Genomic DNA, 16153 nt, shown 5'->3' with positions numbered 1-16153 from the left:
CCGAGGGTGGCGGGAGCCTGGAGGTCATCGGGGAACCATGGTTTGTTTCCTGATGGGCCTCCCATCCTGCCGATGCCCGCTGGAGCATCTCCTTGGAAAGCGCGGCCGTCCTCAGGAATTCGCCTTCTCCAGCGCGGCGGCGACGAAGCCGGCGAAGAGAGGGTGCGGGTGGTTCGGCTTCGACTGGAATTCCGGGTGGAACTGCGCGCCGAGGTAGAACGGATGGTCCGGGATCTCCACGATCTCGACGAGGCCTTCATCCGCGGAGACGGAGGAAATGACGAGACCGGCTTCGGTGAGCTGCTCCTGGTAGTCGGAGTTGAACTCGTAGCGGTGGCGGTGGCGTTCGTGGATGCGGTCCGCGCCATTGTAGAGTTCGGCGGCTTTCGTCCCGGCGAAGACGATGGACTCGCAGGAACCCAGGCGCATGGTGGCGCCCATGTCCTCCACGCCTTTCTGCTCCTCCTGGAGGCAGATGACGGGATGCTCGGTCGCTTTCTCGAACTCGGTCGAGTTGGCTTTCTTCAGGCCGCAGACGTTGCGTGCGAACTCGATGGTGGCGATCTGCATGCCCAGACAGATGCCGAAGTAGGGGATCTTGTTCTCGCGGGCGTATTTGGCGGCGAGGATCTTGCCCTCGATACCGCGGTCGCCGAAGCCGCCGGGAACCAGGATGCCATCGACATCACCGATCACGGCCTTCGCGCCGTGGTCCTCGATGGCCTCCGCCTCGACACGGACGATGTGGACCTTCGTGTCGTGGTGGGCGCCGGCGTGGATGAGGGACTCGTAGATGGATTTGTAGGCGTCCTGCAGCTCGATGTATTTCCCGGCGACGGCGATGGTGACCTTGTGCAGCGGATGGATGACGCGCTGGACGAAGCGCTCCCAGTCCTCCAGTGCGGGGGCGGGGGTGTCACCGAGGCCGATGCGGTCCACCACCAGGCGGTCGATCTTGTCGCGACGCAGGTCGAGCGGGCACTCGTAGATGGAGTGGGCGACGTCGCGGAAGGCGACGACGTTCTTCTTCTCCACGTTGCAGAACATGGCGATCTTCTTGCGGTTGTCCTCGTCGAGGTCCGCTTCCGTCCGGCAGATGATGATGTCCGGCTGGATGCCCAGTTCGCGGAGCTTGGCCACCGACTGCTGGGTGGGCTTGGTCTTGATCTCACCCGCAGCCTTGATGAAAGGCAGCAGCGTGACGTGGATGAAGCAGACGTTCTCCTTGCCCACTTCCAGCGCGAACTGGCGGAGCGCCTCGATGAAAAGCAGGCCCTCCATGTCGCCGACAGTGCCGCCGATTTCGGTGATGAGCACGTCGGTCGTGGGATTGTCCGTCGTGACCTTGTGCAGGCGGAGTTTGATCTCATCCGTCACGTGGGGGATGAACTGGACGGTCTTGCCCAGGTATTCGCCGCGGCGCTCCTTCTTGATCACGGAGTCGAACACCTGGCCGGAGGTCAGGTTGTTCATCCGGGAAAGGACGCCGGAGGTGAAGCGCTCGTAGTGGCCCAGGTCCAGGTCGGTCTCCGCACCGTCATCCAGGACGTACACCTCACCGTGCTGGTAGGGAGACATGGTGCCGGGATCGACGTTGAGATAGGGGTCGAACTTCTGCATCAGCGTCTTCAGGCCGCGGTGCTCGAGCAGCGTGCCGATGGATGCGGCGGCAAGACCCTTGCCGAGAGAGGAAACGACGCCGCCGGTGACGAAGATGTATTTCATAAGTGGAAAGTGAGCAGTGATCAGTGAGCAGTGGAAAGAAGACGTTCGATCTCGTCGGCCTGTCCGGGGGTGTCAACGCCGGGTGAGGTGTCGTCGGTGACCAACACCTTGATGGAGGCTCCGTTCTCGAGGGCGCGGAGTTGCTCCAGTGACTCGGCTTTTTCAAGTGGAGATGGTGCCCAGGTCACATATTTCTCCAGAAAGCCGCGGGAGTAGGCGTAGATGCCCTTGTGGCGGAAAACGGGGAGGCCTTCCACCGCGTTGCGGAAATAGGGCAGCGGGGAGCGGGAGAAATAAAGCGCGCGGCCATCCAGGGCGGTGACGACTTTCACCACGTTCGGGTCGGCCACGGCGGGGTCGGCGGGGTCCAGCGGATTGGCGGCGGTGGCCATGTCCAGCGTGGCGTCCGCGGCCATGGCGGCGGCGAGTTCGTCGATCAGCGCCGGATCGATGAGCGGCTCATCCCCCTGGATGTTGATGATGTGGGTGGCCTGCGGGATGACGCGGGCGGCCTCCGCGATGCGGTCGGTGCCGGTCGGGTGGTCGGGGCTGGTCATCACCACCTTTCCGCCGAAGGTGGCCACGGCGGCGGAAATGCGGTCGTCGTCGGTGGCGACGATGACGTCATCGAGGTTGGAACATTCCTGACATCGCTCCCAGACGTGCTGGATCAGGGGTTTTCCGGCGATGACATGGAGGGGCTTCCCGGGGAAGCGTGTGGAGGCCCAGCGTGCGGGCAGGATACCGATGATGTGGGTGGTGGAGTCGGAAATGGGCACGCTTAAAATGGGCTGGGCGAATTTATGGGAGGGGACCCATGGGCGACAAGGCCGGTTTTGGGAAAAGATTGGAGCGCCCGCGGCAGCCGGGGGAAATGCCCGAGATCATCTCATTCCGGATGCTTCTTGGGAGAGCGGTTGGATTACCACTGATTTCACTGATTTACTGATTCAGAATCGGGCATGTGACCGAAAGACGACCCATTACTCTCTCTTCAAATCAGTAAATCAGTGAAATCAGTGGTAATCCTTTTCAAATTTCGAATGGAGCTCCCGAAATGAGAGGACCCCGGGAAATGCCTCAAATCGGTTGACCTGCCGGGGACGGTGCCGATAGTTCCAAGGCATGACGGGAAAAGGAGGCCTCACGCAGCAGCATGCGGACCGGATTCTTGCGGGGAGGACGGTGGAGGAGGCTGCGGCCCGGCTGGAGCCGGACTGCGGGGACCTGCCCGAAGTTTCCGCCGGAACCGCGAAGGTCAACCGGGAGCGGGCGTCGCGGATATGGGATCAGGTTGGAGGGGACCCCGCGTGGCGGGAAACCCTGCTGGGGCAGTCGGATGAACTGGAGCACTACCAGGGGAACATCGAGAACGCCATTGGCGTGATGAGGATGCCCATCGGCCTGGCCGGGCCGTTGAGGGTCAACGGACTTTCAGCGAAAGGGGACTACCACATCCCGCTCGCCACCACGGAGGCGGCGCTGGTCGCCAGCTACCACCGGGGCTGCCGGGTGCTCACCATGGCGGGCGGCGCGTCGGCGATGGTCCTTTATGAAAGCATCGCCCGGGCACCGGCCTTCGCGTTTGAAACCGCATCCGATGCCTGCCGGTTCGTCGTCTGGGCGCTGGCGCAGTTCGACGTGTTCCGGGAAAAAGTGGCGGCGACCACTTCGCACGGAAAGCTGATCGACGTTGGCTCCACCGTGGAGGGGAACCACGTGTATCTGAATTTCGAATACACCACGGGGGATGCCTCCGGGCAGAACATGGTCACACTGGCGACGCAAGCGGTCTGCGATTTCATCCTGGAGGCGAGTCCGGTCCCTCCGGTCCGCCACTACGTGGAGTCGAACCTTTCCGGTGACAAGAAGGCCAGCGCCCGCGCCTTTTCCACCGCACGCGGAAAGAAAGTGACGGCGGATGCGAGGCTGCCCGCAGAGCTGGTGGGGAAATACCTGCACACCACCCCGCAGGCCATGCGGGACTACTGGCAGATGTCCGCCATCGGCGGGGTGCTCAGCGGCACCATCGGCATCCAGGGTCACTTTGCCAATGGCCTCGCCGCACTTTATCTCGCCACCGGGCAGGATGTGGCATGCGTGGCGGAATCCGCCACCGGGGTGACGCGGTTCGAGGTGACGGAGGAAGGGGATCTCTACGCCTCCGTCACGCTGCCGGGGATCATGGTGGGGACGGTCGGCGGCGGCACCGGCCTGCCGACGCAGAAGGCCTGCCTGGAACTGATGGGCCTGTATGGAGATGGGAAATCCCGCGCGCTGGCGGAGGTCTGCGCGGGCCTGCTGCTGGCGGGTGAACTCTCGATCATCGCCGCGCTCAGCGCGGGGCATTTCTCCCGCGCCCACCGCAAGTTGGCCCGCACCCGGAAGCAGGACCCGTGATGTTTTTCCAACGCTGGCACACCTACCAGAAGGAACGCTTCCCGCTGCTCGCGCATGGCCCGCTCATCGCGGCGTTCAGCGCCTGCGCGGTCGCCTTTTCCTCGATGCTGCGTGGCGAGCCTTCGCCCGGGTGGCCGGCCTATGCCGCTGCCTTCACCGTCTGCCTGCTGATGTTCCTGCAACTGCGGATCGCGGATGAGTTCAAGGACGCGGAGGAGGACGCGCGCTGGCGTCCCTACCGGCCGGTGCCGCGCGGGCTGGTCACGCTTTCCGCGCTGCGTGTGGTGTTCATCCTCGCCGCCGTCATCCAGGCGGGCGTGTCCCTGTGGCTGGATGCGCGGCTGCTGATCGTGCTGGGCATCGCGTGGAGCTACCTCGCGCTGATGAGCGTGGAGTTCTTCTGCCGGAACTGGCTGAAAAAACGTCCCGTCATCTACCTGGTCTCCCACATGGGGATCATGCCGCTGGTGGATTTCTTCGGCACGGCCTGCGAGTGGTTGCCCGGTGCGGGGCATGCGCCTGCCGGGCTGGGATGGTTCCTGGCCGCCAGCTTTTTCAATGGGGTGGTCATCGAGATCGGGCGGAAGCTGCGGCAACCGGCGGACGAGGAGGAGGGCGTGGAGACGTATTCGCGGCTGTGGGGCAGACGCGGTGGCGCGATGGTGTGGCTGGTGGCGCTGGCCTCCACGCTCGGCTGCGCGGTCATGGCGGCGCGGGCCATTTCCTTCGTCCCACCCATCGGCATCGGGCTGGGTGTGTTGCTGGCTGCCGCCGTTGTGATCGTCATCCGGTATCTGTCGAAAGGAACTTCCGGCAAGTGGATCGAGAATTTCTCCGCGCTGTGGACGCTGGCGCTCTATCTCCTGCTGGGGCTGGTGCCGCTTGCGTTCCGTTAGATCCTGCGGGATTGTCAGGCTTCCGAATTGCATGCCGCTCTTTCCTGAAACCGCGAATGCCACCGCCCCCTTCGGCGGAAAGGGGAACGCGTTGTTCCACCTGGGGCGTGCTGGATTTCCCGTGCCGGAGTGGTTCGCCATCCCGCCGGACGAGACCATCGACCCCGCAAGCTGGCCGCCGCTGTCCGGGGAGCATGCGGTGAGGTCGTCCGCCACGGCGGAGGATGGCGCGGCGCACTCCTTCGCCGGGCAGTTCGATACCTTCCTGCATGTTCCGCCGGAGCGGATCGCGGAGCGCGTCGGGCAGGTGCGGGATTCCGCGCAGGCGGAGGCAGTGCTGAGCTACTGCCGGGAAAAAAATCTGCCGCCTCCTTCGCCGCCGACGGTGCTCGTCCAGCGGATGATCGATCCCCGCTGCGCGGGCGTGGCCTTCAGCGCGGATCCGGTCGGCGGCAGCCGTTCGCTGACAGTGGTGGCCGCCGTCGCAGGGACGGGGGAGAAGCTCGTCTCCGGTGATGAGGACGGGGAGACATGGAACATCATGCGGGACGGAACCGTGACGGTAAAGCCGGACAGCACCATCCTTTCCGCGGACGATGCGAATGCGGTGGCGGAGCTGGCCGTCGCCTGTGAGCGTCACTTCGGAAGGCCGCAGGACATCGAGTGGGCCATCGACCGGGAGGGAAAGCTGTGGCTGCTCCAGTCCCGGCCCATCACCACGCTAGGCGGCTTGCCGGACCCCGGCGACACGCTCCGCGTGTGGGACAACAGCAACATCGCGGAGAGCTACGGTGGTGTGACCACGCCGCTCACGTTCTCCTTCGCGCGCCGGATCTACGAGCACGTCTATCGCGAGTTCTGCACGCTGATGTCCGTGCCGCGCGAGCGGATCGAGCGTGCGGACGACGTCTTCCCGCAGATGCTCGGCCTCATCCGCGGGCGCACCTACTACAACCTTGCGAGCTGGTACCGCGTGCTGGCCCTGCTGCCCGGCTTCCAGCTCAACCGTTCCTTCATGGAACAGATGATGGGCGTGAAGGAGCCGCTGCCGGAGCCGCTGGTCCAGCAGATCATCGCGGAGTCGCGGACCACCCTGCTCAATGACACGCTGGCGTTGGTTGGCACATGCATCGGTCTCATACGGCAGAACTCCGGACTGAAGAAACAGATCGCCCGTTTCCAGTCGCGGCTCGACCGTGCGCTGGACCTTTCCGGTTCGCCATCGTTGGAGGATTCATCGGCGGAGGTGCTGGCGGCGCACTACCGGGAGCTGGAGGGCCAGCTCCTGAAGAAGTGGGACGCGCCGCTGGTGAATGACTTCTTCGCCATGATCTACTACGGCGTCCTCCGTGGTCTCTGCAAAAAGTGGCTGGGCGACCAGGACGGCACGCTGCAGAACGACCTGCTGGCGCACACCGGCGGCATCATCAGCGCGGAGCCGCCACGGCGCATCATGAGGATGGCGGCGCTGGCGGCGGAGGTGCCGGGCCTTCCTGAAAAGCTGGCGGACCCGGAGGTGCGGGAGGATGTGAAGCTGAAGCTGGTGGCCGCGCACGCGGAACTCTCCGCGGCTTTCCAGTCGTATCTCGATGACTTCGGCGACCGCTGCCTGGAGGAACTGAAACTGGAATCCCCGACCGTCCGTGATGATGCCTCCACGCTGCTGGTTTCGATCGGTGCGCTGGCCGTTGGCGGAAAAGCGGGCGAGCGTGCGGAGGAATCCCCGCACAAGGGGACGGACGCTCCGCGCATCGGGAATCCTCTGCGGCGGATGATCTTCCGCCATGTGCTGGAGCGTACCCGTGAGCGAGTCCGCTGCCGGGAGAACCTGCGCTTCGAGCGCACGCGCCTGTTCGGGAGGGTGCGGAAGATCATGCGGGAAATCGGCCGGCGGCTGTGGGCGGACGGGCGTCTGGAAGATCCGGCGGATGTCTTCTATCTCGAACTGGGGGAAGTGCTCGCAACCTGTGAGGCCACCGGCACCACGGATGACCTGGCCGCGCTGGCCGCGCTGCGGAAAAACGACTTCGACGGCTTCCGCGCGGAGGAAGCCCCACCGGACCGGTTCGAGACACGTGGGCCCATCCACCGCCACCAGTCGTGGGAGCATGCGGCGGTGAGCATCGATGCCACCGGGGATGCCATCAAGGGCCAGGGTGCCTGCCCCGGCGTGGTGACCGGAAAGGTGCGGGTGGTGCTGGATCCCCGCGGTGCCAGACTGAAGCCGGGGGAAATCCTCGTCGCCCTGCAGACGGACCCGGGGTGGGTGGTGCTGTTCCCCGCCGCGTCCGGCCTGCTGGTGGAGCGGGGCAGCCTGCTTTCCCACTCCGCCATTGTTTCCCGTGAACTCCGGCTTCCCTGTGTGGTATCACTCGCCAACATCACCCGCATCCTGAAAACGGGCGACCGCGTGGAGATGAACGGCGCGACCGGAATGATTCGCATCCTCGAACGTGCCTCCGACCGATGACCACCTCCGAGATCCAGCACCGCGCCGACTTTTCGGAGATCCGCTACGCCCAGTGCTGGGAGGACTCCCGCTTGCTCATCGGCGGCCTGCTGCCCGCAGGCCGGGACTGCCTGAGCATCGGCTCCGCCGGGGAGAACAGCTTCGCTCTGCTGGCGGCGGGTGCGGCCTCCGTCACCGCCGTGGAGATGAACGCGGCGCAGATCGCCTGCATCGAACTACGGAAAGCATCGTACCTCCATCTGGACCATGGGGAACTGCTGCGGCTCATCGGCTCCCGTCCATGTGCGGACCGGCAGGCGATCTACCGGAAAGTCCGCGACGCGCTGCCGGAGGAGGTGCGTGCGTTCTGGGACGCGCGTCCGGAGGCGGTCGCGGCGGGTGTCGGCTCTGCGGGGAAGTTCGAGCGCTACTTCGCCACCTTCCGCAGCCGGGTGCTGCCGCTGGCCCATGGCCGCAAGCGGGTGCTCTCCTTGCTGGAGCCACGCGACCCCGGTGCGCGGCTGCACTTCTACCAAAGGGAATGGAACAACCGCCGCTGGAGGTGGATCTTCCGCATCTTCTTTTCCCGCACGGTGATGGGGGCGCTGGGCCGTGATCCGGAGTTCTTCAAATACGTGGAAGGCTCCGTCGCGGACCGCATCCTGTCCCGCACCCGGCACGCGCTGGCGGTGCTGGACCCGTCGGAAAATCCCTACCTGCACTGGATCCTGACCGGCACCCATGGCGGGGCGCTGCCGGAGGCGCTGGAGGAGCGGAATTTCCCGCTCATCCGCGAGTCCATCGCGGCGGGGAGGTTCCGCATCGCTCCCGGGTCGATCGAGGCCTTGCTCGAATCCGAGCCGGACCGGCGTTATGGTGCGTTCAATCTTTCGGACATCTTCGAATACATGAGCGAGGACAACACCGCCGCGCTGCTGGAAAAAATCGCGGACGCCTCCGTGCCCGGGGCGCGTCTGGCCTACTGGAACATGCTGGCCCCGCGGTCGCGTCCCGCATCGCTGGCCCACCGGCTGCGGCCCATCCCGGCGGATGATCTTTTCGGAATGGACCGTGCCTTCTTCTACAGCCGCTTCGTCGTGGAGGAGGTCATGGAGTGACCGGCTACGAATGGCTCTGCGTGCTGGTGGTGGTGCTCATCCTCGCCGCGGGCCTGCCATCGGTCCGTGCGATCACCGCCCGCTGCGGAGCCTCGCCGGAGGTTTCGCGGAAGTCGGTCCATGTGCTGATGGGGCTGGTCTGCGTTTCCTTTCCATGGGTGTTCGAACGGCCGTTGCCGGTGTGGGTGCTGGCGGCGGCGGCCACCATCCCGCTGGCAGTGGTGCGGTCCATCCCGTCGTTGCGCAGCGGCGTCGGCTCCGCGTTGCACGGGATCAAACGGCCATCGTATGGGGAGGTGCTGTTCGCGCCTGCCGTGGCCGCCGTGTTCCATTTCTCCGGTGGGGATCCCTACCTGCACGGCATCCCCATCGGAATCCTGACACTGGCGGATGCGGCCAGCGCCGTGGGTGGCACACGGTGGGGCAGGCGTCACTATGGGGTGGGGGAGGGCTTCAAGACCGTGGAGGGTTCGCTGATCTTCCTCACCACCGCGTTCCTGTGCGTGTTCCTGCCTCTCTTCCTCGGGGGGCGCATGGACATGGTCCACTCCCTCTGGATCGCGCTCATCCTCGCCACGCTGGCGATGATGGCGGAGGGGATCTCCGACCGTGGGTTTGACAACCTGGTGATCCCGCTGGGCTGCATCTTCGCGCTCGACCGCCTGCTGTTGCTGGACACCCCGTCGCTCACCTGGCGGTTCATCGTGCTCGTCGTCCTGCTGGTGCTGGTGTTGGTCGGATCACGGTGGTCCACGCTGAACGGCGGCGCGTTGCTGGGCAGTGTGCTGCTGGGATACGGCTGCGCCATCCTCGCGGACTGGAGGTTCGCGCTGCCGCCGTCCGGCGTGTTCATCTCCCACCTCATCACCACGCGGAAACACCATCTCATCAAATCCTTCGACCACCGGCTGGACGCGGTGGTGTCCCATGCCCTCGCCGCCATGCCGTGGGTTGTGGCGGTGGCACTGGATCGGCTGCCGGTCGCGCTGGGTCTGGCGGGCGTGTCCTTCGCGATGATGGCGCAGCTCGCCATCCTGGACACCGCCACCCGCACCTCCGTGCCGGGGCTTTCACCGAGGCCGCTGCGGGCGGTGCTGAAAGGAGCGTTCATCGCCGCGCTGCCGGGCTTGGCATGGCTGTGGCCGTATGCCGGCGCGCTGGTGGTCCCGGTTGCATCGGCATTTGCCGCGACCCTGCTGGCCGTGCTATGGTTCGGCAAATTGTCACGCTCCTGGCGGGGCGGTGACACCGCTCTGTGGATGGTCAAGGGCGTGCTCGCGCTGGCCGTCTCCCTCACCGCTTTCCTTTTCCGTCCATGAATCCGCTGGAAACCATCATCACTCCCGGCCCGGGCATTCCGGAGATGCCGCTTGCGGAAAATCTGCCATCGCCCGGTGCCATGGTTCCGGAAAGCGAACAACCGGATGCGCGTGTCTTCGTCACGGAGGGAGGAAAGATCGCCGCCCATCTCGCGCTGTGGTGGAGTGATGTCCCGCCCTACCCGGAGAACAAGCTGGGAGTGGCAGGAGGATTCGCCGCGCGGGATGAGGAAGGCGCGAAGGCCCTGCTGGATGCCGCGTGCGGTCACCTCGCCGCGCAGGGATGCATGCTGGCGGTTGGTCCCATGAATGGCAACACGTGGCGGAGCTACCGCTTCGTTGATGAAAGCGACGGTCGCCCACCGTTCCTGCTGGAGCCACGCAACCGTGAGTTCTATCCGGTGTGGTGGCGGGCTGCGGGCTTCGGCGAACTGTCCTCCTATTCCTCATCCGTGATGGAGCTGGATGGCAGCGAAGCGGTGCCCCCCGCCTTGAAGGAAAGGATCATCCGCTCCGGCATCACCATCCGTCCGCTCGATACGGAGCGCTATGAGGAGGAACTGGCGACCATCCATGATCTCAGCCTGCGCAGCTTCACGAACAACTTCCTCTACACCCCGCTGGGCAGGGAGTCCTTTGTCTCCTCCTACCTGAAGGTGAAGCAACATGTGGACCCGCAGTTTGCCAGGATCGCGGAACGCGACGGTGTGCCGTGTGGTTTCGTCTTCGGCATTCCGGATCTGGAGGCCGCTGCCCGTGGGGAGCAGCCCGCAGTGATCGTCAAGACGCTGGCCGTCGATCCCTCATCCAGGAGTGCGGGCCTTGGCAGCCTGCTGGTGGATGAACTGCACCGCATCGCCCGTGGAAAAGGATACACGGAGGCGATCCACGCGCTGCAGCACCAGACGAACACCTCCCTGAAGATCACCGGCAGGCATGAGGGCCGCGCGTTCCGGAGATATGTCCTTTTCTCGAAGCCGCTATGAACCTGGTCGCACTGTTGGCGGAGCGTGCGGCGGAACATCCGGACCGTCCGGCGCTGGTCGATTCCGCAAACGGAGTGGACCGGATCGTGACCTACCGGGAGCTGATGGAGCGCGTGGCGGGTGGTGCTTCCTTTCTCAAGCGGAGCGGCCTGAAACGCGGCGACACCGTCCTGCTTCTCCATCCGGTGTCCATCGAGCTTTACGAATTCCTGCTCGCCGCATTCCACCTCGGTGTGCGGGCCATGCTGGCGGATCCGTCCGGTGGCAGGGCCTTCATCTCGCTGTGCTGCCAGCGGGTGAGGCTCGCCGCGTTCTTCGGTTCATGGAAGGCACAGGCATTCGGCATGGTCATCCCGGAGATCCGGAAATGCCCGATGCGCTTCCGCACCGGTGCATGGTTTCCCCGCACGATGAAGTGGCGGACGGATGCCACTCCCCATGAGCTGGTGGATGTCCCGGAGGATGAACCGGCGCTCATCACCTTCACCAGTGGCAGCACGGGTGTGCCAAAGGCGGCGGTCAGGACGCACGGCTTTCTGCTCGCCCAACACCGCGCGCTTTCTAGGTCGCTCGACTTCCGTGACGGCGAGGTTGATCTGATCACGCTGCCCGTCTTCGTGCTGGCGAACCTGGCTTCCGGCCTCACCAGTGTCCTCGCGGCGACGAACCTGGCGAAGCCCGGCTCTCCCGATACGGCGGCGGTCCTCAGCCAATGCGCGCGCCATGCCGTCACCCGTTGCGCCGCATCACCCGCATTCTTCGAGGCGTTTCTGCGATCTCCTGACGGCCTGCCGCCGCTGCGGCGCATCTACACCGGCGGCGCGCCGGTCTTTCCCGACCTGCTGCGGCGGCTCCGCAAGGCCCTGCCGGACGCGGAGATCCATTCCGTCTTCGGCTCAACGGAAGCGGAACCCATCGCCCATCACCATCCGGATGAGGAAGCCGCCGCCCTGACGAAGGAAGGCGCGGGCCTCTGTTCCGGTGTGCCTGTCGCGGAGATTTCGCTGCGCGTCATCAGGGATCACTGGGGCACGCCGCTGGGGCCGATGGATGCCGTGGCCTTCGATGGGCTGGAGCAGACGCAGGGTCAGGCGGGCGAGATCGTTGTCAGCGGGGACCACGTGCTGCCCGGCTATCTGGGCGGGCTGGGTGACCGGGAGACGAAGGTCCATGTGGACGGAACTATCTGGCACCGCACCGGGGACGCCGGATGGTTGGATGCACAGGGCAGGGTCTGGTTGCTCGGGCGTTGCGCGGAAAAGCTGCCCGCATTCCCTTCTTCCGGTGGATTGCCGGCGGATGCGTTCCGCTATCCATTCGCCATCGAGTGCGCCCTCCGGGAAAGCTTTCCCGGCATCCGTATGGCCACGCTGGAGTGGAAGGGCGAGCGTCTGCTGGTGGTGGGGAAAATCCTTTCGGCGGAGGAACACGCCGCGATTTCCGAAATGGCGACGTCGTTCGGGATGCAGCGGATCGTCAACCTGCCGGAACTGCCGCTCGACCGCAGGCACAACGCGAAGATCGACTATCCGGCGTTGAGGAAGCTGCTGGAAAGTATCTAGCGATACCTACCTCCACCGGACCGGCCGGACCGGGACACGGGGGCCTCTATACAAGGCCCCCCGTGTCCATGTCCCGATCAGGTAGAGACAAATCGGTCATGTCCCGAGCATGTCCCGATTGTCCCGAGGGCGCTGACCAAAGGGTGGTTTGATCCGTTTTCATCAGGCTATCAACGCTTTGTGCCGAACGCGTCGGCTCCTTTATCGTTTCCATGATCCTTTGAGCGCGTGTCCCGATGATGTCCCGAAGGATTTTTGGCGTCTCGCGGCGGATCGTTCAGGACAGATGAATTTTGTCCCGATGGTGGTTTGGGAGGGTGCGACTGCCTTTGGAAAAAAGGTAGGGTCGCGACCGCCGGGCGCGCCGATGCTTTCGGCGGACAGGCGGATGATGCCCGATGATGAAAAGGAGCGACGCAGGACTACCCGCGTTGCAGCTTCGGCAGCCCGGGCCGGGCAGCCCTACCTTTTTCTCGCCCTCAACCTCACCCGGAATCCATTCTTCATCCGCAGGGTGATCGACGGCTCCGCCTCGATGGTCTGGCCGGGCATCTCCTCCAGGTCGAATTCCCGCAGGATCATCGGCAGGATCACGCGGGCTTCCGCGAGCGCGAATTCACTGCCGATGCAGAAACGCGGGCCCGCGCCGAAGGGGTAGTAGGATTCATGGTCACGCTTCAGGAACCGGTCGGGCCGGAAGGCCTCCGGGTCCTCCCAGAAGTCCGGATGCCGGTGCAGCATGTAGGGGCTGAGAATGACGCCGGAGTTCCGCGGGATGTGGTAGCCGCCGATCTCGTCATCGGAAATGGCCCGGCGTTCCATCGCCCAGATCGGTGGGTAAAGGCGGATGCTTTCCTCGAAGACGTGCAGCGTGTCCACCAGCTTCGGCAGGTCCTCCATGGTGGGCGTACGGTTTCCGCAGATGGCGTCGAATTCCTCCCGGATGCGGGTGATCCATTCCGGATGCCGACAGAGCAAGTAGAGCGTCCACGCCAGCCCGTTGGCGGTCGTCTCATGCCCGGCGAGGAGAAAGGTGATGGCCTCGTTCCGTACGGCCCGGTCGCCCAGCGCGGCACCCGTTTCCTCATCCTCGCCGTGGAGCAGCATGGACAGCAGGTTGGGTGTTTCCGGCGGGTCCGCCCGCTGCGCGGCGATGAGCCGGGAAATGATGCCGTCCACCTCCGCGAGCGATCTGCGGAAACGCAGGTTCGCCGGTGTCGGCCAGTTCGCGGGAGGGGGGAGGAGGCTGCGCCAGCGGTGGTAGGTGTGGAGCATCATGCGGTGCATGGAGCTTTCCACCGTCTCCGCCTCCCGCCCCAGGTCCGCTCCGAAAAGGCACTGTCCCACCACGCGGAAGGTCAGCTTCATCATCTCCGACGCCGCGTCCGTTTCCTCTTTTCCTTTCCATCCGTCCAGCATGTCACGGGTGCATCCGGCGATGCTGGAGACGAATCCGGCGACCGCGCTGCGGTGGAACATCGGCTGGATGGTGCGGCGGCTCAGTTGCCACGCGGGACCGTTGGAGGTGAGCAGGCTTTCCCCGCAGATGAGGCCGATGTTTTCGGAACTGCGGGACGCCTTGTCGTAGTTCCTGCGGTTGCGGATCATCACGTGCGACACGTGGTCCGGGTGGTTGAGCAGGTGGAAAACCAGCGGCCCCACCTTGAAGCGGACGATGTCCCCGTGGTCGCGCGTGCTTTCCTCCAGCAGGCCCAGCACATCGTGGCGGATGCGGTGCAGGTGCCCTGTCAGAAAGCCGCCGCGTGGGGATGGTGCGTGGCGCTTCATGGGATGTCGTAGCCCCAGCGTTGGTAGATGCCGCCCCACTCCGAGCGGAGCTTTTCCTTTTCAGCAGCGGTCAGGGTCGTCAGGCGGTTTTTCTCATACCCATCCAGGGTGGAAACGTAGCGGCTGATCTTTCCTGAAGCATCCTCCCACGCGGGGATGCCCAGCGCCTTGTAGATGCCCTCCACGGTTCCCATGGGATCCCGCTCCACGTCATCGAAGGCCACCTCATGGAAGTTCCCCGGCGGGATCAGCGGCAGGTCGCGGAAGAACGCGCCATACAGCTCCCGGTAGCGGGCGATGATCTCTTCATCAATGCCGCCGCGGTCCGGGCGTTGCAGGTAGGTGTGCCACATCGCCGTGTCATAGTAGTGGCGGAACGACTGGAAGACCTCATCCGGCCTGCGGTGGATGTGAACGAACCTCGCGTCCGGAAACATCTCCAGCAGCAGGCGGATGCGGGCTGTGTGAGGGGGGGATTTCAGCAGCAGCGCGCGACCGTATTTCAGCGTGAGTTTCTTGATGAACCAACGGAACGCCTCCATCCACTGCCAGGTTTCCTCCCGCGACGCTTCATCGAAGGTCAGGTAGCGGTTGTAGAATGCTTCGCGGCGGGGGAATGACACGCCCAGATAGGAGGACATCAGGCTGATGAGCAGCGGCGCGAATTCATCTTCCTGCGGCGACTCGAAGCTGAGCGCCATGTTGTCCATGGGCCGCTTGTCCGGGATCATCCAGGCAAAGCGGCGCGTGTTCGCCTCCTCCGTCGTCAGGAAGGTGTGCGGGTTCACCACCTGATAGGTGTTCGCGAAGGCGAAGTTCACATCATCCTGCGCCAGCAGGTTGTGGAGATGGGTGGTGCCGCTGCGCCAGTGGCCGAGGATGAAAAGGGGCGGTCGCTTGATCTCCGTCGCCGCGATCTTTTCATCGAACAGCCGCTCCTCCCTGCGGCGGTGGAAGGAGTTGAAAAGGCTGAGCAGGGAGATGACCGCGGCCCGGTGCCAGTAGACCGCATCCACCCCGAAGCGGTTGGCGTTGAGAAGCCGCCACCAATCGCCAGCGGTGATTCCGGAAAGGTAGTTGTGGCCGATGCTCCAGCGGTGTTTTAGTCTGGCGGTCAAACAACCACGGGGTAAGCTGCATCCCTTGGATTTCCAAGTTCAAACTCCGCATATCGCCATGTTCCGATTCCTCCGCGCCCTCGTTCCGGCCATCGCTCTTCTCCTCTCCCACACCGCCCGCGCGCAGGATGCCGCGGAGCCGATGGACCCCGATCATGTCGAGCTGCGCGCGCTGAAGGACCAACTGGTGAAGGGGATCAACGAGGGGAACATGGACATCATCGATCCGCTGCTGCATCCCGACGTGGTGGTCACCTGGCAGGACGGCCAGGTGTGCAAGGGCCCGGCGGCCATCCGCAGGTTCTACGCGGACATGGCGGCGAAGTCGAAGAAGACCTTCCAGGGCTACAAGGTGCCGCCGACGGCGGATGAGCCGACCATCCTCCACGCGGGCAACAACGCGGGCGTCGCCTATGGCTACAACGTCGGCGTCTTCCACCTCGCGGGGAAAGACTTCGAGATGCACAACCGCTGGACCGCCACCATGGTGAAGCAGGACGGCAAGTGGCTGCTCTCCAGCTACCACGTTTCCATGAACGTCCTGGACAACCCGCTGCTCAACGCGGTGAAGGTGGTGGCCATCGCCGGTTCCGCCATTGCCCTGGTCGTGGGACTGTTCATCGGGCGGGCGCTTGGCCGCAGGCGGAAAGATTGATCGTCTGTCGGGCCTGTGGCTGCGGCGTCCCGCCGCAAGTCCTGCCGGGAAACGTCACCTTCCTCACAAGGGTGCCATACTTCATCGGCTTTGCTGCCGAATGGCCTTCCAGATGCGATGGCGGGACGCCATCGCCA

The 16153-nt window shown here is 64.7% G+C and carries 12 protein-coding genes; 8 read left to right on the top strand and 4 right to left on the bottom strand.

The features are described 5' to 3' along the window. Positions 1-111: 111 nt before the first annotated feature. Both KF712_11670 and kdsB read right to left on the bottom strand, forming a co-directional pair. Positions 112-1725, bottom strand: a complete 1614-nt coding sequence (locus tag KF712_11670; GenBank protein ID MBX3741643.1) for a CTP synthase — start codon at positions 1723-1725, stop codon at positions 112-114. A gap of 20 nt (positions 1726-1745) precedes the next feature. Further along, entirely contained in the window at positions 1746-2498 is a 753-nt protein-coding gene (gene kdsB, locus KF712_11665) for a 3-deoxy-manno-octulosonate cytidylyltransferase (GenBank protein ID MBX3741642.1), read from the bottom strand. Positions 2499-2850: 352 nt separating this feature from the next. On the opposite strand from kdsB, the gene KF712_11660 reads away from it, so the two are divergent. From KF712_11660 to KF712_11630, 7 genes are read left to right on the top strand one after another with little or no spacing between them, the layout of a single operon-like run. Then, positions 2851-4125 (top strand): hydroxymethylglutaryl-CoA reductase, encoded by a 1275-nt coding sequence (locus KF712_11660; protein MBX3741641.1) that lies wholly within the window; start codon positions 2851-2853, stop codon positions 4123-4125. Next, on the top strand, positions 4122-5021 hold the full coding sequence (locus KF712_11655) for a UbiA family prenyltransferase (protein ID MBX3741640.1): 900 nt from the start codon (positions 4122-4124) through the stop codon (positions 5019-5021). The genes KF712_11660 and KF712_11655 overlap by 4 nt, the downstream gene beginning before the upstream one ends. A 31-nt stretch (positions 5022-5052) precedes the next feature. Continuing rightward, on the top strand, positions 5053-7491 hold the full coding sequence (locus KF712_11650; GenBank protein MBX3741639.1) for a hypothetical protein: 2439 nt from the start codon (positions 5053-5055) through the stop codon (positions 7489-7491). Then, the gene (locus KF712_11645; protein MBX3741638.1) at positions 7488-8588 is read left to right on the top strand and encodes a DUF3419 family protein; all 1101 of its coding nucleotides are present in this window, start codon (positions 7488-7490) and stop codon (positions 8586-8588) included. The genes KF712_11650 and KF712_11645 overlap by 4 nt, the downstream gene beginning before the upstream one ends. After that, the gene (locus KF712_11640) at positions 8585-9907 is read left to right on the top strand and encodes a hypothetical protein (protein MBX3741637.1); all 1323 of its coding nucleotides are present in this window, start codon (positions 8585-8587) and stop codon (positions 9905-9907) included. The genes KF712_11645 and KF712_11640 overlap by 4 nt, the downstream gene beginning before the upstream one ends. Continuing rightward, on the top strand, positions 9904-10893 hold the full coding sequence (locus KF712_11635; protein MBX3741636.1) for a GNAT family N-acetyltransferase: 990 nt from the start codon (positions 9904-9906) through the stop codon (positions 10891-10893). The genes KF712_11640 and KF712_11635 overlap by 4 nt, the downstream gene beginning before the upstream one ends. Further along, the gene (locus tag KF712_11630) at positions 10890-12455 is read left to right on the top strand and encodes an AMP-binding protein (GenBank protein MBX3741635.1); all 1566 of its coding nucleotides are present in this window, start codon (positions 10890-10892) and stop codon (positions 12453-12455) included. Before KF712_11635 ends, KF712_11630 begins: the two co-directional genes overlap by 4 nt. Positions 12456-12917: 462 nt before the next feature. Here KF712_11630 and KF712_11625 read toward each other — a convergent pair whose 3' ends face one another. Continuing rightward, positions 12918-14243 carry a cytochrome P450 gene (locus KF712_11625; GenBank protein ID MBX3741634.1) on the bottom strand — a complete coding sequence of 442 codons (1326 nt, stop codon included), beginning with the start codon at positions 14241-14243 and terminating at the stop codon, positions 12918-12920. Further along, positions 14240-15361 carry a sulfotransferase gene (locus KF712_11620; GenBank protein MBX3741633.1) on the bottom strand — a complete coding sequence of 374 codons (1122 nt, stop codon included), beginning with the start codon at positions 15359-15361 and terminating at the stop codon, positions 14240-14242. The genes KF712_11625 and KF712_11620 overlap by 4 nt, the downstream gene beginning before the upstream one ends. A gap of 58 nt (positions 15362-15419) precedes the next feature. Here KF712_11620 and KF712_11615 point away from each other — a divergent pair, with 58 nt between their 5' ends. Next, positions 15420-16016: a nuclear transport factor 2 family protein gene (locus tag KF712_11615; GenBank protein ID MBX3741632.1), complete on the top strand. Its 597-nt coding sequence runs from the start codon at positions 15420-15422 to the stop codon at positions 16014-16016. Positions 16017-16153 lie beyond the last annotated feature (137 nt).

Source organism: Akkermansiaceae bacterium (assembly GCA_019634595.1).
Classification (GTDB): Bacteria; Verrucomicrobiota; Verrucomicrobiia; order Verrucomicrobiales; family Akkermansiaceae; genus Luteolibacter.
Note: the sequence above shows the minus strand (reverse complement) of the source record. Positions and strands in the feature narration are given on the sequence as shown.

Bases quoted from the DNA above. Each gene is read 5' to 3' on its own strand.
- KF712_11670 (MBX3741643.1), bottom strand. From the start codon at position 1,725: ATGAAATACATCTTCGTCACCGGCGGCGTCGTTTCCTCTCTCGGCAAG.
- KF712_11660 (MBX3741641.1), top strand. From the start codon at position 2,851: ATGACGGGAAAAGGAGGCCTCACGCAGCAGCATGCGGACCGGATTCTT.
- KF712_11650 (MBX3741639.1), top strand. From the start codon at position 5,053: ATGCCGCTCTTTCCTGAAACCGCGAATGCCACCGCCCCCTTCGGCGGA.
- KF712_11645 (MBX3741638.1), top strand. From the start codon at position 7,488: ATGACCACCTCCGAGATCCAGCACCGCGCCGACTTTTCGGAGATCCGC.
- KF712_11635 (MBX3741636.1), top strand. From the start codon at position 9,904: ATGAATCCGCTGGAAACCATCATCACTCCCGGCCCGGGCATTCCGGAG.
- KF712_11630 (MBX3741635.1), top strand. From the start codon at position 10,890: ATGAACCTGGTCGCACTGTTGGCGGAGCGTGCGGCGGAACATCCGGAC.
- KF712_11625 (MBX3741634.1), bottom strand. From the start codon at position 14,243: ATGAAGCGCCACGCACCATCCCCACGCGGCGGCTTTCTGACAGGGCAC.
- KF712_11615 (MBX3741632.1), top strand. From the start codon at position 15,420: ATGTTCCGATTCCTCCGCGCCCTCGTTCCGGCCATCGCTCTTCTCCTC.